The sequence below is a fragment of the Flavobacteriaceae bacterium GSB9 genome, assembly GCA_022749295.1.
GTDB lineage: Bacteria > Bacteroidota > Bacteroidia > Flavobacteriales > Flavobacteriaceae > Flavisericum.
The window spans coordinates 62,375-78,494 of sequence record CP062007.1 but is presented as its reverse complement, the minus strand read 5'-3'; the positions used below and the strand labels follow the sequence as shown (position 1 = coordinate 78,494).

17 protein-coding genes are annotated in these 16,120 nt (G+C 35.6%); 11 read left to right on the top strand and 6 right to left on the bottom strand.

Annotated features, from left to right (window positions below):
- Positions 1 to 12 precede the first annotated feature (12 nt).
- Together GSB9_00080 and GSB9_00079 are read left to right on the top strand one after the other, a co-directional pair.
- On the top strand, positions 13 to 807 hold the full coding sequence (locus GSB9_00080) for an RNA methyltransferase (GenBank protein UKM63537.1): 795 nt from the start codon (positions 13 to 15) through the stop codon (positions 805 to 807).
- A 122-nt stretch (positions 808 to 929) separates the two neighbouring features.
- Entirely contained in the window at positions 930 to 2,165 is a 1,236-nt protein-coding gene (locus GSB9_00079; protein ID UKM63536.1) for a M48 family metallopeptidase, read from the top strand.
- A 156-nt stretch (positions 2,166 to 2,321) separates the two neighbouring features.
- On the opposite strand, the gene GSB9_00078 is transcribed toward GSB9_00079, so the two are convergent.
- A complete protein-coding gene (locus GSB9_00078; protein ID UKM63535.1) occupies positions 2,322 to 3,173 on the bottom strand; it encodes a polyphosphate kinase 2 family protein in 852 nt (283 codons plus the stop codon).
- A 182-nt stretch (positions 3,174 to 3,355) separates the two neighbouring features.
- Here GSB9_00078 and GSB9_00077 point away from each other — a divergent pair, with 182 nt between their 5' ends.
- Positions 3,356 to 4,102 (top strand): hypothetical protein, encoded by a 747-nt coding sequence (locus GSB9_00077; protein UKM63534.1) that lies wholly within the window; start codon positions 3,356 to 3,358, stop codon positions 4,100 to 4,102.
- Positions 4,103 to 4,449: 347 nt separating this feature from the next.
- Here GSB9_00077 and GSB9_00076 read toward each other — a convergent pair whose 3' ends face one another.
- Positions 4,450 to 4,635, bottom strand: a complete 186-nt coding sequence (locus tag GSB9_00076) for a hypothetical protein (GenBank protein ID UKM63533.1) — start codon at positions 4,633 to 4,635, stop codon at positions 4,450 to 4,452.
- 75 nt (positions 4,636 to 4,710) lie between these two features.
- Here GSB9_00076 and GSB9_00075 point away from each other — a divergent pair, with 75 nt between their 5' ends.
- Entirely contained in the window at positions 4,711 to 5,097 is a 387-nt protein-coding gene (locus tag GSB9_00075) for a nucleoside triphosphate pyrophosphohydrolase family protein (protein ID UKM63532.1), read from the top strand.
- 91 nt (positions 5,098 to 5,188) lie between these two features.
- Here GSB9_00075 and GSB9_00074 read toward each other — a convergent pair whose 3' ends face one another.
- Entirely contained in the window at positions 5,189 to 6,256 is a 1,068-nt protein-coding gene (locus GSB9_00074; protein UKM63531.1) for a branched-chain amino acid aminotransferase, read from the bottom strand.
- 95 nt (positions 6,257 to 6,351) lie between these two features.
- On the opposite strand from GSB9_00074, the gene GSB9_00073 reads away from it, so the two are divergent.
- The 3 genes from GSB9_00073 (at position 6,352) to GSB9_00071 (ending at position 8,615) form a co-directional block, all read left to right on the top strand.
- The gene (locus tag GSB9_00073; protein UKM63530.1) at positions 6,352 to 6,855 is read left to right on the top strand and encodes a DUF4920 domain-containing protein; all 504 of its coding nucleotides are present in this window, start codon (positions 6,352 to 6,354) and stop codon (positions 6,853 to 6,855) included.
- The gene (gene mnmD / locus GSB9_00072) at positions 6,856 to 7,563 is read left to right on the top strand and encodes a tRNA (5-methylaminomethyl-2-thiouridine)(34)-methyltransferase MnmD (protein UKM63529.1); all 708 of its coding nucleotides are present in this window, start codon (positions 6,856 to 6,858) and stop codon (positions 7,561 to 7,563) included.
- 140 nt (positions 7,564 to 7,703) lie between these two features.
- Positions 7,704 to 8,615: a TIGR01777 family oxidoreductase gene (locus tag GSB9_00071; GenBank protein UKM63528.1), complete on the top strand. Its 912-nt coding sequence runs from the start codon at positions 7,704 to 7,706 to the stop codon at positions 8,613 to 8,615.
- 12 nt (positions 8,616 to 8,627) lie between these two features.
- Here GSB9_00071 and GSB9_00070 read toward each other — a convergent pair whose 3' ends face one another.
- From GSB9_00070 to GSB9_00068, 3 genes are all read right to left on the bottom strand, one after another.
- Positions 8,628 to 10,229, bottom strand: coding sequence for a hypothetical protein (locus tag GSB9_00070; protein UKM63527.1), 1,602 nt, complete (start codon positions 10,227 to 10,229; stop codon positions 8,628 to 8,630).
- Between the two features lie 122 nt (positions 10,230 to 10,351).
- Complete coding sequence (locus GSB9_00069; GenBank protein UKM63526.1) at positions 10,352 to 10,825, bottom strand: DUF2846 domain-containing protein; 474 nt, start codon at positions 10,823 to 10,825, stop codon at positions 10,352 to 10,354.
- A 225-nt stretch (positions 10,826 to 11,050) separates the two neighbouring features.
- Positions 11,051 to 11,707, bottom strand: coding sequence for a YceI family protein (locus GSB9_00068; protein ID UKM63525.1), 657 nt, complete (start codon positions 11,705 to 11,707; stop codon positions 11,051 to 11,053).
- Positions 11,708 to 11,858: 151 nt separating this feature from the next.
- On the opposite strand from GSB9_00068, the gene GSB9_00067 reads away from it, so the two are divergent.
- From GSB9_00067 to GSB9_00064, 4 genes are all read left to right on the top strand, one after another.
- On the top strand, positions 11,859 to 12,416 hold the full coding sequence (locus GSB9_00067) for a nucleotide exchange factor GrpE (protein UKM63524.1): 558 nt from the start codon (positions 11,859 to 11,861) through the stop codon (positions 12,414 to 12,416).
- Between the two features lie 50 nt (positions 12,417 to 12,466).
- Positions 12,467 to 13,582 carry a molecular chaperone DnaJ gene (gene dnaJ, locus GSB9_00066; GenBank protein UKM63523.1) on the top strand — a complete coding sequence of 372 codons (1,116 nt, stop codon included), beginning with the start codon at positions 12,467 to 12,469 and terminating at the stop codon, positions 13,580 to 13,582.
- A gap of 294 nt (positions 13,583 to 13,876) precedes the next feature.
- Positions 13,877 to 14,803: an ATP-binding cassette domain-containing protein gene (locus GSB9_00065; GenBank protein ID UKM63522.1), complete on the top strand. Its 927-nt coding sequence runs from the start codon at positions 13,877 to 13,879 to the stop codon at positions 14,801 to 14,803.
- Between the two features lie 5 nt (positions 14,804 to 14,808).
- Positions 14,809 to 16,119 (top strand): ABC transporter permease, encoded by a 1,311-nt coding sequence (locus GSB9_00064; protein ID UKM63521.1) that lies wholly within the window; start codon positions 14,809 to 14,811, stop codon positions 16,117 to 16,119.
- Position 16,120: the final 1 nt, after the last annotated feature.

Genomic DNA, 16,120 nt, shown 5'->3' with positions numbered 1-16,120 from the left:
TGTGAACATTCTATGAAAGAAATAACAAGTACCAATAACGCCTTTATCAAACAATTGGCTCAATTAAAAGACAAGTCTCGCGAACGCAAAAAATTGGGCATGTTTTTAATTGAAGGCCAGCGCGAAATTGAGCTTGCCTTAAAAGGCGGTTACGTTTTGGATACGGTTTTATTTTACCCTGGGCTATTTTCAGTTGAACAACTACAAGACTTAACGACGAAACAAAGCAAATCTGTTGAAATTTCGAAAGAAGTTTACCAAAAATTAGCCCTGCGCAGTACTACCGAGGGTGTTTTAGCCGTTGCAAAAAGCAAACCCCATCTGCTTGAAAACCTAAAGTTCGATGCTAAAAGCCCATTGGTTTTAGTGGCCGAAGCCCCTGAGAAACCAGGAAATATTGGTGCCCTACTACGAACAGCCGATGCCGCCAAAGCCGATGCCGTAATTATTGCTAACCCAAAAACTGATTTGTACAACCCCAACATTATCCGCTCCAGTGTGGGCTGTGTGTTTACAAACCAAATTGCCACAGGCACTACCGAAGATATTATTGGTTTTTTAAAAAATGAAAGTATTAATATTTACTGTGCTGCCCTGCAGGCCTCAGTAAATTATAGTACTCAGGATTTCACTCAACCAACCGCCATTGTTGTGGGTACGGAAGCCACTGGGTTAAGCGATGACTGGTTAAAACATTCCAATCAAAATATTATTATCCCCATGCAAGGCGAAATAGACTCCATGAATGTTTCTGTTGCTGCAGGAATTCTTATTTTTGAGGCCAAGAGACAACGGAATTTTGAATAATCCGTTATGCTGAATTCGCTCGTGCTGATTTTTTTTTCAGTATTTAAGCATCACATCACGCTATAAATAGATTGGCCCCTGAAACAAGTTCAGGGTAACACAAATTGACTATATAAAACAGTATGACAGCAAACACGCTTTTTTACATCATCATAGCTATTATCGTTATCAATTTTATTATCGATAAAATTTTAGATATGTTGAATGCCAAACATTTTAACGACCAATTACCAAAAGAAGTTGTAGATGTTTATGATGAAGACGAGTACAAAAAATCACAAAATTATAAGGCTACAAAATATCGTTTTGGGATAGTTACCTCAACCTTTTCTGTACTATTAACTTTAGGGTTTCTGTTTTTTGATGGTTTTGAATTTGTTGACAACATTGCACGAGGTTATAGTGACAACCCTATTGTGGTCGCTTTAATTTTCTTTGGAATTATAATGATTGGAAGCGATATTGTATCGCTTCCATTTTCGTATTACAGCACTTTTGTGATTGAAGAAAAGTTCGGATTTAACAAAACAACCCTTAAAACCTTTATACTGGACAAAATAAAAGGCTGGTTGATGATGGCTATTCTTGGCGGTGGTATCTTGGCTCTAATTGTTTGGTTTTACCAAACAGCAGGTTCTTATTTTTGGCTTTACGCTTGGGGATTAGTTGCTGTTTTCACCTTGTTTATGAATATGTTTTATTCCAAACTTGTCGTGCCTATATTTAACAAACAAAAACCATTGGAAGACGGAGAGTTACGTGATAAAATTTCGGCATACGCCAAGACCGTCGGGTTCAAGCTCGATAAAATTTTTGTGATTGACGGCTCTAAGCGCAGTTCCAAAGCCAATGCTTACTTTTCGGGGTTTGGAAGCGAAAAACGCGTGACACTTTACGACACATTAATCAATGATTTGGAGGATGAGGAAATCGTGGCCGTTTTGGCACACGAGGTGGGGCATTATAAAAAGAAGCATATTATTTTCAACCTTTTTGTTTCTATTTTAACCACAGGGTTTATGCTTTTTTTACTGTCGCTTTTTGTTTCCAACCCAATATTGTCTAATGCTTTGGGAGTTGAAACGCCAAGTTTTCACATCGGACTAATTGCCTTTGCTTTGCTTTATGCACCTATTTCTGAAATTATGGGGTTAATTATGAACCTATTTTCCAGAAAATTTGAATACCAAGCCGACGATTATGCCAAAACCACATATAAAGCCGAACCGCTTATAAGTTCTTTAAAAAAACTGAACAAAAACAGCTTGAGCAATTTAACGCCACACCCGGCTTACGTGTTTATGCATTACTCGCACCCTACGCTACTGCAAAGAATAAAAAATTTAAAGACATCGTAAATGGATGGCTAAAAGCAACCCTCTCTCACGTAAATTCAACTTTATCCTGTGCATTGGTTTCAAATATTGCAATTGGCTGCGTTAGCGATTGCAACGGCATCCTTTTTGAGGCACGAGAAAAGATATAGTGGAAAGCGCGGTTAAACGCCCAAAAAATTATTCGTTTTGGAGTTCTTCTTTGTAAGCATCTATGTTTGCTTTTATAGCATCGTCAAGTTCTGGCTCTTTTATATCTTTATAGGCGCTTAAGGTCTCGTAGAGAATTTTAGCGACCAAATAACGTGCAGAGGGTTTATCGTCTGCCGGAATGATATACCATGGTGCATGGAATTTAGAGGTTTTGTTTATGGCGTCTTCATAACAGGCCTGATACTGATCCCATAATTCGCGTTCATCCAGATCGGCCGGAGAAAATTTCCAATTTTTTTCGGGCTTGTTGATCCTACGTAACAAACGGTTTTTCTGTTCCTCTTTTGATACATTCAAAAAGAATTTAAATATTATGGTTCCGTTGTCGGCCAAATGCTTTTCAAAATTATTTATTTGCTGAAAACGGTTTTCCCAAAAAGCCTCATCAATATCTTCCACAGCGTTTACCGATGGTATTTTTTCTCCTAAAATATATTCTGGGTGAACACGGGTTACCAAAACATTTTCGTAGTGTGTTCTATTAAACACACCAAACTTACCGCGCTCGGGCAATGCGATGTAGTGCCGCCATAGGTAATCGTGACCCCGTTCTTTATCGGTAGGCACTTTAAAGCTGTGCACCATAACGCCACGGGCATTAAAATCTTTGAAAACCTCACGTATTAAACTGTCTTTACCTGCGGTATCCATGCCCTGTAAACAGACCAAAACAGCATATTTGTCGTGTGCATACATACTGTTTTGCCATTCGCCCAGTTTTTTACGTACAGATTTTAGTTTTTTTTTAGCCTTTTCTATATCGACTTTAGTTTGGGTATCTGAAAGTTTAATTGGTGCTGTAACTTTATATTTATCCATATTTTTTTTTTATAACTGTCTTAAATATAAAAAATGATGCCGATAAAAGCACTAAAAATCTAAAATTCATACCGGTACAACGAAAAGTGTCCCCCTATTCGATGAACGGCACCAAGATTAATCAAGTTTTTTATATTTTCGTCTTCACCTACTTAAAAAAATTTAACTGCCAAACCCAAATCATGAAATATTTTAAACTTATTTTATTTGTATTAACATCTTGTATTATTAGCGGCCAGAGCAATTGCGATACGGCCAGCAGCTATTTGGTTAATGCTTATTCGCACGTTAAGGATTCATACGAGTCGAACAACATTAGCCACCTTAAATATTATGCAAACCGATCTTTGGAATCTTTTAAACTTTCTAAAGAAAACCTAACTCAGTGTGGCTGCACTAAATCGTTTGAATTAGCTGATAAAAGTATTGACCTTTTGGCTCATGTTGAACAGGCAGAAACCTATGAAGACGGACGCTTTTATGTAAAACGCGCCAAAGAATTGGCCCAAAAAAGTATTGTTGAACTCGATAAATTTACAGCTTACGCTAATAAAGTTGAAAAACTTCCCTCAAACGAGGAACTTATTTTATTAGAATTAAAGCAGCAAGCCCTTAAGGAACAACAATTGGCATTACAACAAAAAGAAAAAGAAATAAAACAAAAGTTCGCTGAACAGAGAGCAAATTTGTTGCAGAAGGAAAAAGAAAAGCTAATCAAAGATTATAAAACTATAATTGCTTCCAGTATTGACACTTATAACAAATCGCTACAAGTTTGCAACTGTAACGAAAAATTAACCGATGACAAAAGCAACTACACCTCTTTAAAATTAGGGGATATTGCTGAAATAAAAAAACAATACCTCAGCCATTTGAAAAGCATAACAGCAACATACCTAAACAGGCTGGATAATTGCGGGAATCAGTAAATTTATCAATAATAATATTCTTAATCTTTAGTCTTCTTAGAATAATACGATAAGTCAAAATCGGCAAGAAAACAGAGTGCTATTTAAGGCTCTGTTTTTTTGTTGACACTAAAAACCAACAATAAAATATTAATGACAATAAGAACGCTGAGAATTAATAAAATATTCATCTTTAGTATGGTTTAGTACTTAATAGATGCAGCACTTTTAAAAAGGTTGCGTAGAAAAGTGAAATTTATTTTAAACAGATTTAAAAAATTCATTAACATAAACAAAACCAAACACTTAAAACCTAAAAGCGAAGATTTTAAATCAAACACTTATCAAACTAGATTAGGCTCGTAATATTATTTAAAGAAAAACTTAATAGCCGAAATAAAAAGAATAAAAGCAATAAAGGCGATAAGTATCCATACGCTACCCGAATAAAATTTTTTATGGAGTTTTAGGTCTTTTCTATATGTATACGCAATGATGACAGCAAATACTATAAAAAACAAAACTCCAAAAATGATTTGACCTTTACTGAACATATGGTTACTTTTATGCAAATTTAACGAATTTATTAATGATAAGATTCCCAACATAACGGGAATGAGAAAAAAAATATGAAGAATAAAATTGAAGCTGTAAAAGCGTTTCATACGGCATTTAAAATCGGACATCGGGAAACACCAAAAGCCGACCTCGGTGAGTCTAAAAACTTACTACGCTACAAACTCATGCGCGAGGAAAATGAAGAATACCTCGAAGCGGCCAACAACAATGATTTGGTTGAAGTCGCCGATGCGCTTGGCGATATGCTTTACATTTTGTGCGGCACTATAATAGAACACGGTATGCAGCATAAAATCGAGGAAGTATTTGACGAAATACAACGTAGCAACATGAGCAAATTGGGTGAAAATGGCGAGCCTATTTACCGCGAAGATGGTAAAGTACTGAAAGGCCCCAACTACTTTAAACCTGACATCCAAACGATTTTAGATAAGTAAGTGAATTTGATTGACATAAAAAAGAGAAACGGTTTCGTTTCTCTTTTTTTTTTTTTTATAATATTTCCCTTTTCGTCTAAAAAGGTTTAGTTTATTTTACCTCATAACGCCAACCAAATGGATCGTCAACCTTGTTGGTTTGTATGTCAGTGATACGCTTTTTTAAGAAACTGGCATAGGTATCTTTCAGCTTAGGTAATTCGTAATCTTCATCTTTATAACCAAAACCGGCTATTGGCGAAATAACAGCCGCTGTTCCTGCGCCAAACATTTCTTTTAATGTTCCGTTTTTGGCAGCTTCAACAACTTCACTAACTTTTAGTTTTCTTACCTCAACAGGAATGTTTTCTGCTTTAGCCAATTCAATTATACTTTTTCTGGTAATACCATCAAGAATTCTGTCGCTTGTTGGTGCTGTTATCAACGTATCGTTTATACGAACGAAAATATTCATTGCTCCAGCTTCTTCGATATATTCATGAGTATTATCATCAGTCCAAATTACTTGTTGGTATCCTTTTTCAATGGCCAACTGGGTAGGGTAAAATTGCCCTGCATAGTTTCCACCTGCTTTTGCAAACCCAACGCCACCATTGGCAGAACGTGAATATTTTTCTTCAATTAACACTTTTACGTCCCCTGAAAAATAAGCTCCAGATGGCGCAGTACAAATAATGAATTTGTATTCATCGGCCGGTGATGCGTGAAACCCATTTCCGCTGGCAAAAACAAACGGACGAATATACAACGAGCTTCCTTCTTTTTTCGGAATCCAATCTTTATCAACTTCCAACAATGCTTTCAAACCATCCATAAAGTAACTTTCTGGTAATTCTGGAATAGCCAGACGTTTTGAAGAAATATTCAAGCGTTTAAAGTTTTCCAACGGTCGAAACAACCAGACGTTTTCATTGGCATCTTTATAAGCTTTCATGCCTTCAAAAACCGATTGCCCATAATGGAAAATCTTCGATGAAGGGTCTAATGTAATAGGTTGATAAGGCACCACTTTTGGCGCTTGCCATTCTCCATTTTTAAAATTACATTCTAACATGTGATCCGAAAAAACATGTCCGAATTTCAAATTATCGAAATCTATCTCGTTGATTTTAGAAGTTTTAGCTTTTTCAACCTCTATATCATGGATTATAGTACTCATAAGTCCGGTTGTTTAAAGAGACAAATTTAAATAAAATCGTTATTAAAAAAGCGGTATATTTACATAATATCGTTTAAAGTTGAAATATTAACACCATGAGGTTTATTATTGTCTTCATTTTTTGTGCCCTAACACTATATTCATGCAAAAACAAAACTGAGGAAAACCCAAATACACAAACTGAAACCCCACAAAAAAACTATACCTCTTTTGGAAAGCAAATTATTCCAGATGATGCTATTTCCGCAGGCTCTATGGCCAACCATTATGAAACCATGCAAATGGGAGACCGTATTAATTCTAAAATAAAAGCGAAAGTTAACAGTGTTTGCCAGGCCAAAGGCTGTTGGATGCGTTTGGATTTGGAAAACGGACAAGACATTATGGTAAAGTTTAAAGACTATGGCTTTTTTGTACCTAAAAATATTATGGGAAAAGAGGTAATTGTTAACGGTAAAGCCTTTGTTAACGAAGTGCCTGTTGAAGAATTACGCCACTACGCTGAAGACGCTGGAAAATCAAAAGAAGACATAGCACAAATTACGACACCAAAACGCACCTATTCGTTTGAGGCAGATGGTGTTTTAGTTATACAATAAATGAGCTTAAAAAGACAAATTATTATTACGGGCGATGGCTCAGCTACGATACATATACCCGAGTGGAACGAGCAATACCATTCTAAACACGGGGCCATTCAAGAAGCCTATCATGTTTTTATAAAGCACGGCTTGGAACATGTTTGTGACGTTGAGCGGAGTGGAAACGCAAATCCTACTGTTTCAATTTTAGAAATTGGTTTTGGCACAGGACTCAACGCTTTTATTACATTTTTAGAAGCTGAAAAACTACAACAGTCTATTAATTATGTGGGTATTGAAGCCTACCCTGTTTCGTCCGAAGAAATTTCAAAACTGAATTATTCTAATGTGCTAAAAACAGAAAATAGCGCTGTTATTTTTAAAAAAATCCATGAGGTTAATTGGGATGAAAAACATGCTATATCATCGGCATTCTCTTTAACAAAACGTCAACAATTCTTTTCTGACATTAACGATAAAAACGCCTATCATTTAATTTATTTTGATGCCTTTGGTGCCCGGGTACAACCCGAACTGTGGACAGAAGACATTTTTAAAAGTATGTATAATACTCTAAAAATAGGAGGTGTTTTGGTTACGTATTCGGCTAAAGGTAGTGTGCGCCGTGCTATGCAATCTGTTGGTTTTTCGGTTGAAAAATTGCCTGGCCCACCTGGAAAACGTGAAATGCTTAGAGCAACGAAACATGCAACGACTTCAAAATAATATTGCTGAGCTAAACATCGAAGACAATGAAATCTTAGCGATTGTACACTAATGCTAAAGCCCATTCGGCCAAATCTGTTAAACCTAACCTAAAACTAAATCACAAACCAATTCATTTCATAACTTTATAAAAAAAGAATATGCGCGTTTTAATAACAGGAGCTACGGGATTAATTGGAAATGAAATTGTAAAGCATTGCCATAAAAACGATATAAAAGTCAATTATCTCACCACGAGCAAATCTAAAATTGAACATTCTGATAATTACAATGGATTTTATTGGAATCCCGATAAAAAAGAGATTGATGCTAATTGTTTTATAGATGTAGAAGCTATTATTCATTTGGCAGGCGCCACCATTTCTAAACGGTGGACGCCCGAATACAAAAAAACCATTTTAAATAGCCGAAAAGACACGACTCAACTTTTAATTGATGCTTTAAAAGGTGAAAACCATCAAATTAAACAGGTGGTTTCTGCAAGTGCTATTGGTATTTATCCCGACTCGTTAACCAATTATTACGACCAAAAGTTTAACCAAATAAGCCCTTCGTTTTTAGGAAAAGTGGTGCATGTTTGGGAAAAGGCTGTAGATGGTTTTAAAGACGTTGGTATTGCCATCTCTAAAATAAGAATTGGCCTTGTACTTTCTAACGATGGCGGGGCCTTACCTCAGCTGGCTAAACCTATAAAATACGGATTGGGCGCTCCTTTTGGCAGTGGCCAGCAGTGGCAGTCTTGGATACACATCCACGATTTAGCCAACATGTTTCTTTTTGTTATTCAAAACCGGTTATACGGCACTTACAATGGTGTAGCACCAAACCCAGTTAGTAATAAAGAGCTTACTAAAACAACGGCAAAAGTGTTAAAGCGCCCGTTATTTATGCCCAATATCCCCAAGTTTTTTATGAAATTGGTTTTAGGTGAAATGCACATTATATTGTTTGAAAGTCAACGCGTAAGCTCTAAAGCCATTCAGGATAAAGGGTTTAATTTTAAATTTAACTGTTTAGAACCTGCTTTACAGGATTTGTTGTCTAAACATTAATATAAATTGTTACTAATTCAGTTTAAAGGTTAGGAACTGCTTTTGCTTTTCATTTGAACCAAAAATCACCATTTGCGAATTATAAACCGCTTTCCCATTTACCGGGTAAAACATAATATCGTTAAAGCGATTTAAATGTAGGGCATCACAGGATATATTGCCATTGCCGTCAATTTTTACCATGTATAGGTTGGAGTTTTTTTTATTAATATTTCCAAATTTATTCTTCTGAAAATTTAGGTTATTATTAACAGGCATTACATTTTTAAACTCGTTAAAAAAAACATATGAATTTTCATTGTTGAACAATGTTGAACAAGATAGTGATCTAACCCTTAGTGTAAGTTCTCTTTGATGCTTATTTATATTTCTGGCCCAGGCTAAATTTCCTAATTTACCAATGCGAAATATCAAAATATCATTAAAATTAGAAGCTATATAGCCATTATTTCCATATTCCAAAAGTAATTCTTCTGCAACAAATAAAAATCCGCCATCGGCTAATGCTGTAATATTCTTTATTAAATAAGCTCCATTTTCCTTATAACCACTTACATCATATTTGTTAGTTAAAAATTCAGGCGAAAACTCCTGAAAAAGTGTATTTCTAATTTTCATATTGTCCTTATATATTGAAAAAAATAAGGTTCCTGAAATTTCGAATTTATCATTACCTGAAAAGAACCCTATAATGTTTAAATCACTTTTTTCTGAATAAATGCCTATACAGCTCACTTGATCTTCCTTGAGCACCAAACTCATAGTATGCGCAAAACGGCCTAAGAGGTTTAAATAAGTGTGCTCAGTTTTGTTTTGGGTTACCTTAAAAACTTCGTAATGGTAATTAACCTTTTTCTTTACAATATTTTGTCTTCTGTTGTGATATACTTTTCCTAAAATGTAAACGTCACCTTGGCTGTCAACCTCTACTTGACGAATATCAAACAGTCTATCCTTTTCACTATGGTTAAATTCTTTTTCCCAAACCATTTCGAAATCACTGTTAAAAACGAAAATTTTATGGGCTTCGGTATCGTTTGTGTACGAGTCCATATGGAAAGCAACGTATTTTCCATTTTCAGAAAATTCCATGTTTCCATAATAATTAGAATCTAAATTATCACTCAACGCTGGAATAATAAAGTTTGGAAACTTTTTAATATCAATAGAGAAAATTTTTTCCCTTTTTAAGGCATTGGTATAGTCTGTGGGTTTGTGTATAAAACAATCCATGGTTTTATCTCTTCTATTTTTTTCATATTCTAAAACATGTAATTTTTCATCTACAATGGTAAACCCCGAAATTACACCTTTTTTACCAGTTTCAATTTTATAATTATTATACGACATTGATTGTTGTAAACTGTCCCAATGCTGCACTATAAAACCTGTTGAATTGCTATGATGGTGTTTCATAGAGACGTATTCATCATAATACCTAACGGTATAAACGCCACCAGCTTGGTCTTCAACGCTCGCCACCAATTGGGTTTTTACAAAAGGTTCTACAAACTTTCGGCTTTTTACTATTGTATATTCTTTGTTTTGGGCAAAAGCAACTATTGATACAAAAAGTAGAGCTGGCACCAAGCAGTTTTTTTTGTTCTGTAGCATTTTAAATTAATTTGGGATTTTTACAAAATAATTAAAGTTGAGCAAAAGGTAAACATTTAATCTAATCATGTTGCCTCTAAAGCTTTTTTAGATTACAAAATAAGAGCATCATAACACTAAAATTAATCTAAAACGCTTTTATCTGTTCTTTTTATATAATGCTTTTCCTTTAGCTCACTATTGGGAATCGGAGAAGTTAGCTGTTCTATAATGAAGCCGCCCTTAAAAACACCAACTTTAGGCTCTATTTTAAAGTAATATTCTTTGCCTTTTTCGGGTATTAACTGCAAGGCTTCGGCTCCTAAACCTCTCTTTATTTCGATTGCCTTTTCCGAAAAATCATAAATAACATACTCTAAATAACCACCGTTTTTAACTTTTTCAACAAGCTCCCCATTTATTAAAAGATTTGCTGCGATGGCAGAAGCAACTAATTTTTTAGGTCTAAAAAACTTAATTATGGCAAAGTTGTTTACAGGCTTTTTGGTTTTTAATTGCTGTTGTTCTGAAAGTAGCTTAAGTGCCAAAGCCGTTTGAGGATGAAACGAAGAGTGTGCTAAATAATAAAAATCATCATTATAACTATTATCAACCAAACTGATGCCGGACGATTCTGGTTGTAATTAAACTTGAGAAATCACGAATTGCGAACACAATAACAACGTTACAAATATTAAGTAGATTTTTTTTCATATCGTAATTACTTATAGCCAACAAACCAAATATAAATGATTTCCTATAAAGTTCAGATTATAAATCAAATAAAAAAACCACCCTGCTCATACAGAATGGTTTCTTTTCAATATATTTTATGGTGCCTATTACGACTTAGTTGCTTTCACAGAAACTTTCAACTCAATATCATCATTAATAAACTTGTCTCCCAAGTTATCAAAAAATGACTTAGAACCATATTTTACGTTCCATTTTGATCTATCAATGGTAAACGTTTCACTCTCTAAATTTAAATCATTACCCATTATGGAAACCGATACCGGAAATGTAATGTTATTCTTAATATCCTTTATGGTTAAGTTTCCTGAAAGCATCGTTTTGCCTTCAACTTGCTCTACGCCTGTAATGGTAAAACCAGCACTTGGGTGGGTATCTACATCAAAAAAATCTGGACTTTTTAAGTGCCCAGTAAGTTTGGCATTGTTTTCATCTTCCAGGGGCATGTCTTTTACCACAATAGATTTCATATCGATAATAAACGATCCGCCAACAATTTCACCATTCGCTACGTCGAATACCCCACGCTCGATGTCGATGGTCCCAAAGTGTTCACCAGTAGGCTTAAACCCTTTCCATTCAATCGTCGATTCATCCACCTTAGTCTTATAGGTTTCTGAGGCCGCCTCTGTACTTGCTGGTGTTTCAGCTTCAGATGTTTTGGCTTCCTTAGCCTTATCTTTGCACCCTAAAACGGTTACAGATAAAGCGGTTACAAAAAATAGTACTGTCAATTTCTTTTTCATTGTAAATTATTTTTAATGTTATGCTATAAATCTACACAATCAAATGTTAAGAAAAAACTAAAATTATTTTTGTGACATTATGGCATTTTTACAATAATGGCAGTACTTTTGCCACCCAATTTGAGTATTGGATTAAAAATTAAAATACGCAATGAGCAAGAAAAATAAAACAAACGATATAGAAGCCTCACAAACCGAGGAGGCTGTTCAAAACGAAACGATTGAGGCCCAAGAGCAAGCCACAGAAGAGCAATCTGTTGAAGAACAACTTAAAGACGAGCTGCAGCAGGAAAAAGATAAGTTTTTACGCTTATTTGCTGAATTTGAAAATTACAAAAGGCGTACGGCTAAAGAACGTGTCGAGTTATTTTCTACAGCCAGCGAAGATGTGATGAAAACCCTTCTTCCCATTATCGACGATTTCGAGCGTGCGCTTGCACACATTGAAGAAGACAAACAGACCGAAGAGTTGCGCAAAGGCGTGTTTTTAATTTACCAAAAACTAATAAATACTCTAGAACAAAAAGGCCTTAAGGCCATGAACGTTGAAAAGGGAGATGCCTTTAACGCAGATACACACGAGGCTGTAACCCAAATTCCAGCTCCGAGCGACGACCTAAAAGGTAAAATTATCGATGTCATTGAAAAAGGATATAAACTTGGTGAGAAAGTAATCCGTTTTCCGAAGGTAGTTATTGGGCAACAGTGAAATAGAAATTAAAGTCCTTTAATTTAACATAAAGGGTTTAAAACAAGATTATGGCAAAAAGAGATTATTACGAAGTATTAGGTTTAAGTAAAGGAGCAAGTGCTGCCGAAATAAAAAAGGCCTACCGCAAAAAGGCTATAGAATTTCATCCAGACAAAAACCCAGACGACAAAGAGGCAGAAACTAAATTTAAAGAAGCAGCTGAAGCCTACGAAGTATTAAGCAACCCCGATAAAAAAGCGCGCTACGATCAATTTGGCCACCAAGCTTTTGAAAATGGCGGCGGATTTGGCGGAGGTGGCATGAATATGGATGACATATTCAGTCAATTTGGCGATATTTTTGGCGGTGGCTTTGGCGGAGGTTTCTCTGGTTTTGGCGGTGGCGGTGGCCAGCGTCGCGCAAAAGGCAGCAACCTACGCATTCGTGTTAAACTAACTTTAGAGGAAATTGCCAATGGCGTTGAGAAAAAAGTAAAGGTAAAACGTAAAGTACAGGCACCAGGCACTACTTATAAAACCTGTCCTACCTGTAACGGTACCGGGCAAGTTACACGTATAGCCAATACCATTTTAGGAAGAATGCAAACCTCTGCCCCTTGTAACGCATGTGGCGGTGCCGGAGAAACCATGGATAAAGCAGGAAGTGGTGCCGACGCACAAGGCTTGAAAGTTGCAGAAGAAACTGTTTCTATAAAAATACCTGCTGGCGTTGTGGATGGCATGCAGCTTAAAGTTTCCGGAAAAGGAAATGAAGCCCCTGGAAATGGCATATCTGGTGATTTAATCGTGCTTATTGAGGAAGAACAACACAGCAAATTACAACGCGAAGGTGATAATTTACATTACGACCTATACGTAAGTTTCCCTGAAGCTGTTTTAGGAACTTCAAAAGAAATAGATACTGTTACCGGAAAAGTTCGTATTAAAGTTGAAGCGGGCGTACAATCTGGCAAAATTTTACGCTTACGCGGAAAAGGTATCCCGAGCATTAACGGCTATGGAAAAGGCGACCTTTTGGTACATGTTAATGTATGGACACCAAAAACCTTAAACAAACAACAAAAGGAGTTTTTTGAAGCGATGCAGGATGACGAGCATTTCTCGCCAAAACCTGAAAGTTCAGACAAATCGTTCTTTGAAAAAGTAAAAGATATGTTTTCATAACATATGTTAATTAACAAGAAAAATCTGCTTATTTAGCGGATTTTTTTTGTTTAAAACGGTAAGATATCCAAGAGTTTTACCGTTGGTATTGAAAAAAAAACTATATTTGACTATCACTAATTTATATTAGTGGTAATTTTTCTTTTTCATAGCAATTTTTTTCCCATCCTTAATTTTTAAGGGTGGGTTTTGTTTTTAGGGTGTTAGCTTATTAAATTCCTATTTCAATTTTCACCAAAATCACTTAAGCTTCTCACATAACATTTAATATCTTTACGAACTAATTTTTTTTACATGGGCAACTTACTTGAAGTTACAGAGGTTTCAAAGCGTTTTGGAAACCATAAAGCACTAAACAATGTGTCTATAACTGTTCCTGATGGCAGTATATTTGGACTTTTAGGGCCCAATGGTGCTGGAAAAACAACTTTAATTCGTGTGGTAAACCAAATAACCATGCCAGACTCTGGGTTTGTAAAATTAGACGGCGAACCGCTAAAAGAACACCATATAAAAGACATAGGCTACTTACCAGAAGAACGCGGCTTGTACAAATCGATGAAAGTAGGCGAACAGGCTCTTTACCTCGCCCAACTAAAAGGTTTGAGCAAAACTGAAGCTAAAAAACGACTATTACATTGGTTTGAACGTCTTGAAATTGGAGATTGGTGGAACAAAAAAATCCAAGAACTATCGAAAGGTATGGCACAAAAAGTACAGTTTGTGGTTACCGTTCTGCATCAACCTAAACTATTGATTTTCGATGAACCTTTTTCAGGCTTCGACCCGATTAACGCCAATTTAATAAAAGACGAAATTTTACGCCTGCGTAACGAAGGAGCTACGGTTATTTTTTCGACGCACCGCATGGAATCGGTTGAAGAATTGTGCGATAATATCGCACTAATCAATAAATCCAATAAAATTTTAGAAGGTAAATTGGCCGAGGTTAAGCGACAGTACAAAACAAACACCTTTGAGGTTGGTATCCGTACCGAGTACAACGACATTTTAAAAAGAGAACTCCGGGAAAAATTCAGCATTTCTGACGCCAATTTTAAAACTTTGGAAGACGATTTAAAACTGAACATAAAACTAAAGCCGAACGAATCGCCTAACGACCTGTTGCAATACTTAACCTCTAAAGGCCAAGTATCTCATTTTATTGAGTTGATACCAAGTGTAAACGACATTTTCATTAAAAACGTAAGAAACAATTAATTTTTATGAACCACTTACCGCTCATAATAAAACGTGAATACCTAACCAAGGTTAGAAATAAGTCGTTTATAATAATGACATTTCTTAGCCCTATGATTTTTATGGCGCTAATTGCAGTTGTGGCATATCTGGCTCAACTGAACAACGATAAAATACGTATTATTTCGGTTCTTGACGAAACGCATACCATCAGCGACATTTTTAAAAATTCTGGTAATACGACGTACAATATCCTAAATATACCTCTTGATGATGCCATAGCATTAGTAAAGGAAACCGATGGCTACGGATTGCTTCATATTAGTAAAGAATCACAGAAAGACAACACTCAAAATACCGTTACTTTCTATTCAAAAGAATCGCCATCATTGTCAATCATATCAGATATTGAGAGCAGACTTGAAAAAGAGCTTACCAACCGCGAACTTGAAAAACGAGGTGTAAATACTGATATGATAAACGCATCAAAAGTCCATTTAAATATTGCTCAAGAAAGTTTTGAAGGTGAAAAAACATCAAAAATGGACAGTGTTATCAAACTTATTTTTGGTGGTGCGGCAGGTTATTTACTATTTATGTTCATTATTATTTATGGTAACATGATTATGCGTAGCGTAATTGAAGAAAAAACGAGCCGTATTATCGAGGTTATTATTTCTTCTGTAAAACCTGTGCAATTAATGTTAGGAAAAATTATAGGCACCTCTTTGGCAGGAATTACGCAGTTTATAGTTTGGCTATTGGTTGGAAGTATTTTAATGTTTGGGGGTTCCCTTTTCTTAGGCATTGATGTCATGGAAATGCAAAGCCCGCAACAGGAAATTATGAGGCAAGCTATGGAAAATCAGGAAACCAACATAGAAATTCAAAATATAGCCACTGCATTTTTACATTTACCGTTAACAAACTTAATAATAGCGTTTATTTTGTTTTTTATTGGCGGATATCTTCTGTACAGCTCCTTATATGCATCCATTGGTGCTGCTGTAGATAACGAAACCGACACCCAACAGTTTATGCTACCCATATTAATGCCTTTAATTTTAGCGGTATATATCGGTATATTTACGGTTATTGAAGACCCACACGGTACGGTATCTACTATTTTTTCATTTATACCGTTAACATCTCCCGTGGTTATGCTTATGCGTATTCCTTTTGGAGTTCCGCTTTGGCAACAATTGGTGTCGTTATTAATTTTAATTGCTACATTTATATTTGCAGTTTGGTTTGCTGCAAAAATATATCGTGTGGGTATTTTAATGTATGGCAAAAAGCCGACCTATAAAGACCTTATAAAGTGGATTAAATACTAAA

Bases quoted from the DNA above. Each gene is read 5' to 3' on its own strand.
- GSB9_00080 (UKM63537.1), top strand. From the start codon at position 13: ATGAAAGAAATAACAAGTACCAATAACGCCTTTATCAAACAATTGGCT.
- GSB9_00079 (UKM63536.1), top strand. From the start codon at position 930: ATGACAGCAAACACGCTTTTTTACATCATCATAGCTATTATCGTTATC.
- GSB9_00078 (UKM63535.1), bottom strand. From the start codon at position 3,173: ATGGATAAATATAAAGTTACAGCACCAATTAAACTTTCAGATACCCAA.
- GSB9_00077 (UKM63534.1), top strand. From the start codon at position 3,356: ATGAAATATTTTAAACTTATTTTATTTGTATTAACATCTTGTATTATT.
- GSB9_00076 (UKM63533.1), bottom strand. From the start codon at position 4,635: ATGTTCAGTAAAGGTCAAATCATTTTTGGAGTTTTGTTTTTTATAGTA.
- GSB9_00075 (UKM63532.1), top strand. From the start codon at position 4,711: ATGAAGAATAAAATTGAAGCTGTAAAAGCGTTTCATACGGCATTTAAA.
- GSB9_00074 (UKM63531.1), bottom strand. From the start codon at position 6,256: ATGAGTACTATAATCCATGATATAGAGGTTGAAAAAGCTAAAACTTCT.
- GSB9_00073 (UKM63530.1), top strand. From the start codon at position 6,352: ATGAGGTTTATTATTGTCTTCATTTTTTGTGCCCTAACACTATATTCA.
- mnmD (UKM63529.1), top strand. From the start codon at position 6,856: ATGAGCTTAAAAAGACAAATTATTATTACGGGCGATGGCTCAGCTACG.
- GSB9_00071 (UKM63528.1), top strand. From the start codon at position 7,704: ATGCGCGTTTTAATAACAGGAGCTACGGGATTAATTGGAAATGAAATT.
- GSB9_00070 (UKM63527.1), bottom strand. From the start codon at position 10,229: ATGCTACAGAACAAAAAAAACTGCTTGGTGCCAGCTCTACTTTTTGTA.
- GSB9_00068 (UKM63525.1), bottom strand. From the start codon at position 11,707: ATGAAAAAGAAATTGACAGTACTATTTTTTGTAACCGCTTTATCTGTA.
- GSB9_00067 (UKM63524.1), top strand. From the start codon at position 11,859: ATGAGCAAGAAAAATAAAACAAACGATATAGAAGCCTCACAAACCGAG.
- dnaJ (UKM63523.1), top strand. From the start codon at position 12,467: ATGGCAAAAAGAGATTATTACGAAGTATTAGGTTTAAGTAAAGGAGCA.
- GSB9_00065 (UKM63522.1), top strand. From the start codon at position 13,877: ATGGGCAACTTACTTGAAGTTACAGAGGTTTCAAAGCGTTTTGGAAAC.
- GSB9_00064 (UKM63521.1), top strand. From the start codon at position 14,809: ATGAACCACTTACCGCTCATAATAAAACGTGAATACCTAACCAAGGTT.